The sequence below is a fragment of the Geobacillus sp. C56-T3 genome, assembly GCF_000092445.1.
GTDB classification, from domain to species: Bacteria; Bacillota; Bacilli; order Bacillales; family Anoxybacillaceae; genus Geobacillus; species Geobacillus thermoleovorans.
The window spans coordinates 2,288,478-2,300,419 of the sequence record NC_014206.1 but is presented as its reverse complement, the minus strand read 5'-3'; the positions used below and the strand labels follow the sequence as shown (position 1 = coordinate 2,300,419).

At 52.3% G+C, this 11,942-nt stretch carries 12 protein-coding genes; 10 read left to right on the top strand and 2 right to left on the bottom strand.

Annotated features, from left to right (window positions below; genetic code table 11):
• Positions 1-10: 10 nt before the first annotated feature.
• Positions 11-1,285 carry an imidazolonepropionase gene (gene hutI, locus GC56T3_RS11355; RefSeq protein WP_013145648.1) on the top strand — a complete coding sequence of 425 codons (1,275 nt, stop codon included), beginning with the start codon at positions 11-13 and terminating at the stop codon, positions 1,283-1,285.
• A gap of 101 nt (positions 1,286-1,386) precedes the next feature.
• A complete protein-coding gene (locus GC56T3_RS11350; protein WP_041468797.1) occupies positions 1,387-2,715 on the top strand; it encodes a YjiH family protein in 1,329 nt (442 codons plus the stop codon).
• A gap of 158 nt (positions 2,716-2,873) precedes the next feature.
• On the opposite strand, the gene mscL is transcribed toward GC56T3_RS11350, so the two are convergent.
• Positions 2,874-3,269: a large conductance mechanosensitive channel protein MscL gene (gene mscL, locus GC56T3_RS11345; protein WP_013145646.1), complete on the bottom strand. Its 396-nt coding sequence runs from the start codon at positions 3,267-3,269 to the stop codon at positions 2,874-2,876.
• 150 nt (positions 3,270-3,419) lie between these two features.
• Here mscL and GC56T3_RS11340 point away from each other — a divergent pair, with 150 nt between their 5' ends.
• The 5 genes from GC56T3_RS11340 (at position 3,420) to GC56T3_RS11320 (ending at position 8,061) form a co-directional block, all read left to right on the top strand.
• The gene (locus GC56T3_RS11340) at positions 3,420-4,643 is read left to right on the top strand and encodes a YeeE/YedE family protein (RefSeq protein ID WP_013145645.1); all 1,224 of its coding nucleotides are present in this window, start codon (positions 3,420-3,422) and stop codon (positions 4,641-4,643) included.
• Between the two features lie 188 nt (positions 4,644-4,831).
• Positions 4,832-5,233, top strand: coding sequence for a PfkB family carbohydrate kinase (locus GC56T3_RS11335; RefSeq protein ID WP_227456646.1), 402 nt, complete (start codon positions 4,832-4,834; stop codon positions 5,231-5,233).
• Positions 5,234-5,332: 99 nt separating this feature from the next.
• A complete protein-coding gene (gene tnpB, locus GC56T3_RS11330; RefSeq protein ID WP_013145644.1) occupies positions 5,333-6,445 on the top strand; it encodes an IS200/IS605 family element RNA-guided endonuclease TnpB in 1,113 nt (370 codons plus the stop codon).
• A gap of 138 nt (positions 6,446-6,583) precedes the next feature.
• On the top strand, positions 6,584-7,156 hold the full coding sequence (locus tag GC56T3_RS11325; RefSeq protein ID WP_227456645.1) for a PfkB family carbohydrate kinase: 573 nt from the start codon (positions 6,584-6,586) through the stop codon (positions 7,154-7,156).
• Positions 7,156-8,061, top strand: coding sequence for a pseudouridine-5'-phosphate glycosidase (locus tag GC56T3_RS11320; protein WP_013145643.1), 906 nt, complete (start codon positions 7,156-7,158; stop codon positions 8,059-8,061). Before GC56T3_RS11325 ends, GC56T3_RS11320 begins: the two co-directional genes overlap by 1 nt.
• Positions 8,062-8,114: 53 nt before the next feature.
• Here GC56T3_RS11320 and GC56T3_RS11315 read toward each other — a convergent pair whose 3' ends face one another.
• Positions 8,115-8,468, bottom strand: a complete 354-nt coding sequence (locus GC56T3_RS11315; protein ID WP_011230871.1) for a hypothetical protein — start codon at positions 8,466-8,468, stop codon at positions 8,115-8,117.
• A 278-nt stretch (positions 8,469-8,746) separates the two neighbouring features.
• Between GC56T3_RS11315 and GC56T3_RS11310 the strand changes: the two genes are divergently transcribed.
• The 3 genes from GC56T3_RS11310 (at position 8,747) to GC56T3_RS11300 (ending at position 11,844) form a co-directional block, all read left to right on the top strand.
• Positions 8,747-9,913 carry a HEAT repeat domain-containing protein gene (locus GC56T3_RS11310; RefSeq protein WP_013145642.1) on the top strand — a complete coding sequence of 389 codons (1,167 nt, stop codon included), beginning with the start codon at positions 8,747-8,749 and terminating at the stop codon, positions 9,911-9,913.
• A gap of 265 nt (positions 9,914-10,178) precedes the next feature.
• Positions 10,179-11,339, top strand: coding sequence for an ImmA/IrrE family metallo-endopeptidase (locus GC56T3_RS11305; protein WP_013145641.1), 1,161 nt, complete (start codon positions 10,179-10,181; stop codon positions 11,337-11,339).
• A 13-nt stretch (positions 11,340-11,352) separates the two neighbouring features.
• On the top strand, positions 11,353-11,844 hold the full coding sequence (locus GC56T3_RS11300; protein WP_227456644.1) for a hypothetical protein: 492 nt from the start codon (positions 11,353-11,355) through the stop codon (positions 11,842-11,844).
• Positions 11,845-11,942: the final 98 nt, after the last annotated feature.

Below are 11,942 nucleotides of genomic sequence, written 5' to 3'. Positions count from 1 at the left end.
GGGGATCCATATGCGCCCGCTTTTTGTCCGCCGCGCCCGCCAGCTCGTCACGCTGGCGGGAAGCTCCGCGGCTCCGCTCGTCAAGGAGAAGATGAGCGATCTAGGCATCATCGAAAACGGCAGCGTCTGGATCGAAAACGGCACGATCGTGGCGGTTGGGGCGGATGATGAACTAGCCCGCCAATTTGCCGATCGGCTCGCCGAAGCTGACGTCATCGACGCCAAGGACAAAACGGTGACGCCTGGGCTCATCGACCCGCACACCCATCTCGTTTACGCCGGCAGCCGCGAACACGAATGGACGATGCGGCTCGGCGGGGCGACGTACATGGAAATCATGAACGCCGGCGGCGGCATTCATGCCACGACAAAAGCGACGCGCGAGGCGTCGGAAGAGATGTTGTATGAAGAAAGCAAGCGGCGGCTCGATCAGTTTTTGCTTCATGGGGTCACGACCGTCGAAGCAAAAAGCGGCTATGGTTTAAGCCTTGAGCACGAAATCAAGCAGCTTGAAGTCGCCAAGTCCCTCGATGACACCCACCCGGTCGATATCGTCTCCACGTTTCTTGGCGCTCATGCCGTTCCGCCGGAGTGGAAGCACGATCCGGATGAATACGTCCGCCTTGTCATCGACGAGATGATTCCCGAAGTGAGCCGGCGGGGGCTCGCCGAGTTCAACGACGTCTTTTGCGAGCGCGGCGTCTTTACCCCCGACCAGGCGCGCCGCATGTTGGAAGCTGGAAAAGCGCACGGCTTGACGCCGAAAATCCACGCCGATGAAATCGAGCCGTACGGCGGGGCGGAACTGGCAGCCGAAGTCGGTGCGATATCCGCGGACCACCTGCTTCGCGCGTCAGACGAAGGAATCCGCCGCATGGCCGATCGCGGCGTCATCGGCGTTCTCTTGCCGGGCACGGCATTTTTCTTAATGACAAAAGCCGCCGATGCCCGCCGTTTGATCGACGCCGGCGTTCCCGTCGCTTTGGCGACTGACTGCAACCCCGGTTCGTCGCCGACCGTCTCGCTGCCGCTTGTCATGAGCCTAGCCTGCCTGCATATGGGCATGACTCCCGCTGAAGCGATGGCCGCCGCCACGATCAATGCCGCCCACGCCATCGGCCGCGCGCATCTTGTCGGCAGCCTCGAGCCGGGGAAGAAGGCGGATTTGGTCATTTTCAACGTTCCGAATTACGTGCAGATCATGTACCATTACGGAATCAACCATGTCGAGACGGTGATCAAAGGCGGGGAGGTGGTGGTGAAAGAAGGCAAGGTGTGCATCTGAAGGGAGGAATGGTCTTTCGTCGAAGCGTTTGGCGACCGGGAGCGGCTATGCTTCCGGCCGCGCTTCTTCAGCTTGTAGAAAAACAATGGGGGTGGAGGAAAATGAAAACGGATACAAATATGGCGCCATCCGTGCCGACGCCAACACCGGCAAGCGGCGCATGGAAGTTTTTCGTTTACAGCGCTATCGGGATTTTCGTGTTTTTCGTCCCAGTATCCATCGGCGGCACATCATCGATTTTACTCGATCATATTGTGACATGGATTCGCGCGCAGTTTCCAGGACTCGTTCCGTATTATGCACTTATGGTTATTGCCCTTGGAGCGGTTTATCCATTCTATAATAAGACGTGGAACAAAGACATTGTCACCGCTGTTTTTTCCATTCTCAAAGTACTTGGATTGATCGTGGCGGTCATGTTGGTGTTTCGCGTCGGTCCGTCATGGCTGTTCCAACCGAATATGGGGCCGTTTTTGTACGACAAGCTCGTCATTTCCGTCGGACTTCTTGTGCCGATCGGCTCTGTCTTTCTCGCCATGCTCGTTGGCTATGGGTTTTTGGAATTTGTCGGTGTATGGATGCAGCCGATCATGCGTCCGATTTGGAAAACGCCGGGCCGCTCGGCGATCGACGCCGTCGCTTCCTTTGTCGGCAGCTACTCGATCGGTCTATTGATCACCAATAAAGTGTTCAAAGAAGGCAAATACACCGTGAAAGAAGCGGCGATCATCGCCACCGGCTTTTCCACCGTGTCGGTGACGTTTATGGTTGTTGTCGCCAAAACATTAGGGTTGATGTCGATCTGGAACACGTATTTTTGGGTGACGTTCCTTGTCACGTTTGCCGTCACAGCGCTTACCGCCCGGCTTTGGCCACTGAGCCGCATGAGCGACGAGTATTACGATGGCAAAGGAGATCCCGAACAAAAAGTGACCGACAGCTATATGAAACAGGCTTGGACCGAAGCAATGAAAGCGGTTGAGCAGTCAAAAGGAATCGGGACGAACATATGGGAAAATTTGCGCGATGGCTTCATCATGACGATGGGCATTTTGCCTTCCATTATGTCAGTCGGACTGATCGGGCTGCTGCTCGCTGAATATACGCCGTTGTTTGACTGGTTGGGCTACCTGTTCTACCCATTCACCCTTCTGTTGCAAATCCCTGAACCGCTGTTGGCCGCGAAAGCTTCGGCCATCGAAATCGCAGAAATGTTTTTGCCCGCTTTGCTTGTCACGGAAGCTCCGCTTGTCACGAAATTCATCATTGCGGTCGTATCTGTATCGGCGATCCTATTCTTTTCTGCTGTCATTCCATGCATTTTATCTACGGAAATCCCGCTCAGCTTGCCGCGGCTTCTTGTCATTTGGTTTGAACGCACCGTATTAACGCTCATCCTCACCGCGCCGCTTGCGTACTGGCTGCTTTGACAGGGGAGGGACAGCGGTTCTAACCAAAGGGACGCCGTTCTGGTTGTCGAGATTCATAGAATGGTATGCATGTAATCACGTTTCCGCAACAACCCTATCGCGAAGTTTCGCTGCAAGAGACGCCAAGGAAAAGCCTGTCCACTCCCGCGGACAGGCTTTTACATCGTTTCCCGCTGTTGCTTTAACAGGTCCCGAATCTCCATCAATAATTCTTCCTCTTTTGTCAGTGTTGGCGCGGTTTCCTTCACCTCTTCCTGCTTCTTCATCCGTTCATACAACGTATTGATCAGTTTGACAAACAGGAAGATGGAGAAAGCAATGATCAAAAAATCGACGACTGTTTGGATAAACGCCCCATATTTCACTTCCGCTTTGCCGACTTTCCACGACAGGCCGCTGAAATTGATGCCTCCTAAAAGCAAGCCGACGAGCGGCATGATGATGTCATTGACGAGCGAAGAAACGATTTTGCCAAACGCCCCGCCGATAATGACCCCGACGGCCAAATCGATGACATTGCCGCGAAGGGCGAATTTTTTAAACTCGTTCCACATGTCAATCTCCTTCCTTCGGAAATGGTTCGTCTGCTATTATACCCGACTAATCGTAACATGGAAACTTTTTAATTGAAATCGTAGAAAATCAATTGGTTTTATAGTATTATAGAATACGTTCATTGACGAAAACAAAAGGGGGAATGCACCGTGGAAATGACTGCACAGCAACGCGACGTCGGCGCGAAGCAGGCGGCAGGCGTTCCGAAACATCCGACTATGTGGATTATTGCTGTTTCCTGCCTCATATTGATCGGTGGAACGTTGTTCTTATACAGCCGCGTCTCTTGGCAACAGGCGCTTTTGTACGTGCTGGGGGCGTTTGGTGGATTTGTATTGTACCAGGCGCATTTTGGCTTTACATCCGCATGGCGAAAGTTTATTCTATACCGCCAAGGGGAAGGCATTCGGGCACAGATGATCATGATGGCTGTGGCCAGCGCGTTGTTTTTGCCGTTGCTCGTGAAAGGTTCGGCGCTCGGGCACCCGGTGTCAGGGTATGTATTTGGCGTGGGGGTATCAGTCATCGTCGGCGCCTTCCTGTTTGGCATCGGCATGCAGCTTGGCGACGGCTGCGCGTCCGGGACGTTGTACCATATCGGCGGAGGCGATGCGAACGGCATCGTGACGCTCATCGGGTTCATCGCTGGCTCAGTCATTGCGACGACCCACTTTGACGTGTGGGCGAAGATGCCGCAATTGAAGCCGTTCTCGTTCATTGGCGAGTTCGGCGCCTTGGGAGGGTTTTTGCTTCAGTTGGTTTTGTTGGCAGCGGTCTACTATGTGGTGACCGTGGCGGAAAAACGGCGCTATGGCCAACTCGTTGCTACATCGCTTGAGAACCGTCATGGCTGGAAAGCGATTTACAAAGGGCCATGGTCGCTTCTGGTCGGGGCGTTGCTCTTGGCTGTAACGAACGCGCTTGTGCTGATGATTAGCGGTAAGCCGTGGGGCATTACGTCCGCCTTCGCCCTTTGGGGGACGAAGTTCGTGCAGCTGTTTGGCGTCGATCCGACCGCTTGGGCGTACTGGCAAGATGAAGCGAAACGGCAGGCGCTCGCGAATCCACTCTACTACGATACAACGACCGTGATGGACATCAGCTTGATGGTTGGCGCCTTATTGGCGGCAGCGCTTGCGGGCCGCTATACAAAACCGATTCAGTGGAAGCGTCCGACGCGCATGACGATCGGTGCGCTGATCGGCGGCCTGATGATGGGATACGGCGCCCGGCTGGCGTTCGGCTGCAATATCGGCGCGTATTTCGGCGGCATTGCGTCATTCAGCGCCCACGGCTGGGCGTGGTTTGTCTTTGCTTTCCTCGGCAGCCTGATCGGCGTCAAACTACGTCCGTATTGCGCGTACAAAAACTAAGTGTCCGAAAGTCGGCATCCCGTCGTTTTGGCGGGGTGCCTTCTTTATGCCGTTCTTGCCATGCGTTATGTGGTACAATGGGTGGTGAGGCCTCGAAGCGTGCAGCTGTCCGCTTTTTTGAAATCGTTTTCTCCGTTTGGAAAGAAGCGGTCGCGCGGCTGCGATCATTGGAAGAGGAGGGAAAAGGCATGCGGCAAGCGCCCTCGATCGTCTGCATTGGCGGGGCGAACGTCGACCGAAAGGCGCGGTTGCTCACTCCGTTTCGGCTCGGCACGTCCCATCCCGTCACCACGACGCAAACCGCGGGTGGGGTGGCGAGAAACATCGCCGAAAACTTAGGACGGCTTGCTCAACCTGTTTCGCTCGTCAGCACTGTTGGCGATGATCGCGATGGACAGTGGCTCGTTGACGTGACGAGCCGATATGTCAATACGAGCTTCATCGTGCGAACGCCAAAAGCGAACACCGGGACGTATACAGCGGTGCTCGATGAACGCGGCGAGATGGTTCTCGCCTTGGCGGATATGGCCATTTATCATCCTGAACCGAGAAGACCCCCACTTCCACGTGTGAGCGTAAGTGGGGGATGAATCGGTATTTGTCATCGCTCTTCCTCTTGCCTTAACAAAACAGAAGGTGTAAAATGGATAGGGATAGAACACACGTTCCTGGATGTAGGAGGGAAGATCATGCATAAAGCCTACCGCTTTCGGCTGTATCCTACCCAAAAACAAGCGAAGCTCATCAATGAGACGATTGGGTGCTGCCGATTTGTGTACAACCACTTTTTGGCCGAGTGGAATCAGGCGTATGAAACCACCGGAAGAGGACTCGGCTATAACGAGTGCTCCAAGCAGCTGACCGCCTTAAAGCAAACCCTTCCATGGTTGAAGACACCTGATTCGACCGCCTTGCAAAACGCGCTGCAGCAACTGGCCGAGGCGTTTGACCGGTTCTTTGATGGAACGTCGAACGCTCCCCGCTTCAAGAGCAAAAAACATCCGAACCAATCGTACACCGCTCAGTGCAACTACCCCAAGAACGGACGACCCACGATCGAAGTGGACGGCCATCGCTTGAAGCTTCCCAAGCTCGGATGGGTGAAGTTCGCCAAAAGCCGTGAGGTTCAAGGCCGCATCCTCTCGGCCACCATTCGTCGCAATCGAACAGGGAAGTATTTCGTCTCCATCCTCGTGGAAACGGACATTCCCCCATTGCCCCAAACCGACAAGAAAGTGGGCGTCGATTTGGGATTGAAACATATCGTGGTGCTTTCCACAGGCGAAACGATCGAACACCCCCGGTATTGGCGCCGGTATGAAGAAAAGCTCGCCTACTGGCAGCGGGTGATGTCCCGCCGCAAGCCGGGCGGTTCGAACTGGGAGAAAGCCCGTTTGAAAGTGGCCAAGCTTCATGAAAAAATCGCCAACTGCCGGAACGATTTCCTGCACAAACTGTCCACCCGCCTCATCCGCGAAAACCAAGTGGTGTGCGTGGAGGACTTGCGTGTTAGGAACATGCAAAAGAACCGCAAGCTGGCCAAATCCATTTCTGATTCCGCGTGGGGGCGTTTTCTCAACATGCTTGAGTATAAAGCGACATGGTACGGGCGGACGGTGGTTCGTGTTGCGAGCACGTTTCCCTCGAGTCAATTGTGCTCGTGCTGCGGGCACCGGCAGGTTGAGGTGAAGTCGCTCGGCATCCGCGAGTGGGTGTGCCCCACCTGCGGAGCCGAACATGACCGGGACCATAACGCCGCCCGGAATATCCTGAATGAAGGGCTTCGTTTGCTGTCTTTGTAAGTAAGGCAGCCCAACCGTGGGACGCACGGGGATGGCTTGGTGGACAGCCTGCCATGGGGCGGGTGTTCCCAAGAATCTCCCACCTCAAAGCTCAAGCGTAGGTGGGAGAGCGTTCAAGATACAGTGGGAAACGAGTGGATGAAGCAGCGATGGCCCGAACTCGGCCCGATTTCAGCCGTCGTGCTTGATACGAATTTTTCAAGCAACGCCATTCAGTGGACCATCGAGCAGTGCCGTAAGGAGCGCCTCCCGCTTTGTGTTGTGACGGTGTCGGTTCCAAAAGTGAAGCGATTGCCCAGCGATTTGTCTGGTGTGACGTGGTTTGTCACGAATGAAGCGGAGGCTAAGGAATTTGTGGGACGCGACGGACATACGGACGACATAATGAAACCGATCCTTCAAGCCGGCGCCCAGAACGTTGTCGTCACGCGCGGCGCAAACGGCGTCGCGTACGCCACCAAGCAAGGGGAAACAGAAGCGATTGCGGCGCCGAAGGTTGAGGTCACCGGCGCCACCGGAGCGGGCGACGCCTTTGCGGCTGGATTTTTGTACGGCGTCTTAGGCGGACATACGGTGGAAGACGCCTGCCGCTTTGGGATGAGCAGCGCGGCGCTTACGCTGCAAACGGCCGAAACGGTGCATCCCGCTTTGAATGAACACCTGTTGCAAGCCGCCTATGCGCGGTATTTTCGCGAAGGGGGAACGAAGTGATGAATGATTTTCTCGTCTTTTCCGAAGAAGTCGCTCAAGCGAAGGCCGAAAAAAAGCCGATTGTCGCCTTAGAATCAACGATCATCTCGCATGGCATGCCGTATCCGGAAAACGTGCAAACGGCGAAAGCGGTTGAACAGATCATCCGCGACCGCGGCGCCGTGCCGGCGACGATCGCCATTTTAAACGGAAAAATCAAAATCGGGTTGACCGAAGACGAACTTGAACAGCTCGGGACAAGCCGCGATGTAGAAAAAGTGAGCCGCCGCGACTTGCCGTATGTCGTCGCCATGAAGAAACACGGGGCGACGACCGTGGCGGGGACGATGATTTGCGCTGAGATGGCGGGCATCCGCGTATTTGCGACCGGCGGCATCGGCGGCGTGCACCGCGGCGCCGAACAGACGATGGACATCTCGGCTGACTTGCAGGAACTGGCGCGCACAAACGTCGCGGTCGTCTGCGCCGGGGCGAAATCAATTTTGGATTTAGGCTTGACGCTTGAATACCTCGAGACGCACGGCGTTCCGGTCATCGGCTATCAGACGGACGTCCTGCCGGCGTTCTATTCGCGGACGAGCCCGTTTCGCGTCGACTATCGCCTCGACAGCGTGGAAGAGATCGCCCAGTTCCTCGAAACGAAATGGAAGCTTGGGTTAAACGGCGGTGTTGTGATCGCCAATCCTGTCCCAAAAGAAGATGAGCTTGAGGAGTCGTATATCACCGTCATCATCGAACAAGCGCTCAAGGAAGCAGAAAAGCAGCACATCACCGGAAAATCGGTCACCCCGTTTTTGCTTGACCGTGTGAAAACGTTAACCGGAGGCAAAAGCTTGCAAGCAAACATCGCCTTAGTGAAAAACAACGCCGCCTTGGCGGCCGACCTTGCCCGAGAGCTTTCTTGATGCGAACGCCCCCGCCTTGATGGAAGGGCGGGGGCATGATGGCGGTGGAGGATTTATCGAGCGTGAAGCAAATGGCGGATTTTTCGATCATGCTGGGCGATTTTGACGGAGTGGAAGTCGACCGTTTCTTGTGTTTCAACTAGTTCGACGCGGATGTGGCCGAGTTTCGCTTCGAGCCGTTCGAACCGTTCGTTCACGGTGCGCTCCAACTGGGCGATCTGCCGCTCAAACCGTCCATCCATCTCCTCGATGCGCTTGTCCATTTCATCCGTTTTTTCATTCAACGCTTGGACTTGGCGTTGGAGCGAGTCGAATTTCTCATGGAGCGCTTCGAACTGCTTGCGCATATCCGCCGCGTACAAATCAAGCACTTGCAAAATTTGCGCCAATATCGTTTTTTCTTCCATCACCTTCACCTCCTTCCACTTCTAGTATATCAAACAAGCGAGTTTGCGAGAAGGAAAAACGGTTTCAAATCAAGCGGATTTTGTCTATGATGATAGAGGAGGAGATGCTGTGATGTTTGAAATGACCAAGAGCTCCATTGGCTGCCCATTTCCATCGCATCGGCCGCTGCTTGTGTTCCATGTATGAAGGAAGAACCCGCAAACCCGTCGCAAGGAGGTTGAATGTCGATATTCTGTCAGCGACGGGGTGAAATTTCAGAAAAAAAGAAGGTGTGATCATGTCCTTTATTCAAACAATCGAGCCGCATTTGTTTAGCGACCATCCTGTCCTCCGCCAGTTTGCGTTTGACGCAATCGAAGAGTATCCGGATATTCCAGCCGCGCTTGTGGAGCGTTTGGTGGATGAGGCTGTAACGGCGGACAACGAAGAAACACGGAGGATGATTTTGTACGGCATCTCCAAACAGCCGTTGACCGACCGAGCGCTTGAGCAGTTGTTGACCATTAAAGACGCAACGAAGTACATCCGTTGGTTTTTCCCGTTTCCAGCCGCCCAGCTCGAAAAATACGGAGAACAGCTGCTCCCTCACTTCCCGCGGTCTTGGCAGCGAGCCGTCCGCCTTGCTTTAGAAGGAACGGAAGATGACGTATGGGAACACTATTTTTCAGTGCTTTCGCATTTGCACGAGGAAGAGTTTCACAATCACGATTGGTTTTTAGTAGCCAAACAAGCCGTGCGCATTCTCGTTGAACGCGGATGGATGACGAAGGAAGATATCGGTCTGACATGGATGAAAAACGAGCAACAGCCTTGGTTTTCGTATGACGGCATTTTGGCGGTGTATGCGCTCTCGCTCGTCGGCGCTACCGAGTATATTCCAAGACTAGCCCGGTTGTTGGAACAACAGGATGGCGATGTGCTCCTCGATCAAGTCGTTTATGCGTTGTCGGCGTTCCAAAACGATGAAGTCGTCGAAGCCGTGCGCCCATATGCGTTTCAGGAAGACACGGCGCTGTCCGCTATTCATGTGCTCGCCAACATCAAATCTAAACAGGCCGTGCGTGTATTGCGAGAAGTCTTTTCCAAGCAGCGCGATGATGACCTCCAAGCATTTTGCTTTGAGGCACTTTGCCATCAGCTGGATAAAGAGGCGCTCCCAGAAGTAGAGCAGTATGTAAAAAGAGCGGAAAAACGAGGGCGTTCTTGGATGATTGATGTCGAACAGAACGCGTACGCCTATTATACGATTCTAGAGATCGATCACCCGAAGTTGGAAACGTGGAAAGCCATTGCCGAGCAACGGTATCGCCATTTTCAAGCCGTGCTGCAAACACCTCCGCGGCCGACCAACATCCCATACCGCCGAAGAGAGCGAAAAATCGGCCGCAACGACCCATGTCCGTGCGGCAGCGGGAAAAAGTATAAAAAGTGCTGCGGGAAGTAAGCGCACGTACTTTAGTTTAAAAAACAGCCTGCCTCCGCGCATGGAAGCGAAGGGCAGGCTTGTTGCTTAACAAAGATCCGCCGATAAGGTTAAGCTTATCTAAAAACGTTTACAAATGGTGTACAATGCTTATTCCCAAAATGGTGAAGTTGATTGATGCCAACCCGATATGATATGTTAAAAGAAAGGTTAATAAAAATTAACGTTAATATCGAATTATGGATCTATTTTGGTTAAGAATAATTAACATAAAGGGGGTGCGATGATGGAGATTAAACAAACGATCGCGAAAAATCTAAATCGGGTCAAAAACGAGTTGGGGTTGAAGAATCAAGATTTAGCCGAAGTGATGGGCGTGACGAGACAAACGATTGCCAAATATTTAAAAGGGGAACAAATTCCTGACAGTGCAAAATTATTTCTTCTGTCGCGACGCTTGAATATCCCGATGAAGGATTTGATCGTTTCTTCAGACGATCAGCGTGAACCAATGTCTTCTTTCATGTTTCGCGCGGATAACCCTAAAGAAAACTTCCGTCTGATTGATCAAAATCAAGTGAATCGGATCATGGATGATTATTATGAGCTGCTTGCCTCTTTTGGAGAGGCTAGTGTCGCTTATTTGCCCCCGACGTATAAATTAAAGCTTGTTGATCATGAGTTAACGGAGGAACATAAGACCATTATTCGACAAGCAGCGGAACAAACGAGGAAAATGTTTGGCCTTGATCATGTGATCCCAAGTGATATTTATGCGGTTTTAGAGCACCATGGTATACATGTCATCGCGTTGAAAACGATTGATAAAAAAATTGATGGTTTATCGGCTTACTCCGAGGAAAAAGGAGCTTTTATTTTCCTTAATGATCACGACGAAATACCTGAGGAACGAAAACGGTTCAGCGTCATTCACGAACTTGGCCATCTTATTTTCCATCGCGAGGAGTACCGAAGTGATCTTAGCTCTCTTACTTACAGCAGCGCAAGAAGGGAAATCAATGAAAAAGTCGCCACGTTGTTTGCAAGCTACTTTCTTATTCCTCGCGAACAGTTGCGGGAATATGCCTATTATTTTAAAAGATATGTTACCATTGAAACGATTATGGAGCTTAAACGCCAATTTTTTGTCAGCGCTGAAGCCTTCATGAGGGCTTTATTGGATGAACAATACATTTCTGGAAGGACGTACGGCTTTTTGCGAAAAACGTTGCGGGAGCAAGGGTATAAAGAGCAAGAACCTGCTCCAATCGATTATATCCCCAAAAACCGCAAATTGACCTATTTTGTGAAACAGGCGTATTTCGAGGGGAGCATTACGATTAACAAAGTATGCGAAATCCTTGGATGCGATTTGCGGACCGCTAGAGAAATGATCAAGGGATGGTATAAGGAGCATGGATGTTCGGAAAATACGGGGGCTTTATAAAAAGAGAGCGGTGGTGGACAACAATGTGTTAAACGATTTTTATGAGTTGGGCAGGATGGATTTACTGACGAGAGTGTTTGGCCGAGTGTGTGTTCCCGAGAGTATTTTGCTGAATGAGACTCCTGGCAATATCCAGAAGGCTTTGCGACAAATCGATTACGAAACGGTCTCTTTGCATACGGAAGAGGGATACGGGCTCATGTATCAGCTGTTGACAGAATGGACAGGATTGAGCGAATATGATGCAGAACTGATTGCCATTGCCGGTCAAGATATGATTTTATGCACATCGAATGAAAAAAGGATCATGAATGCGTGTGAAAGTTACGGCATCGAGTATACGGGGACTTTGGGGATTTTATGTTGCGCGTATGAGCATCAGTTGATCGGACGGGAAGAATTCAAGGGATTGATTGACCGGTTGTTTTCCGATGAGTGCAGCTGCCACTTGCATCCGAGGTTGAAGAACCAAATTGACAAACAGTATCATTTGCAAGATGTATAGCCGTGTTGAACAAGACTAGCGTCTTTTGCATCGAAACAGAGAACGGGTTCTGTCTGAACGCTATTTAAGGATGGCTTTTCTTTGAGAACATCTCACGT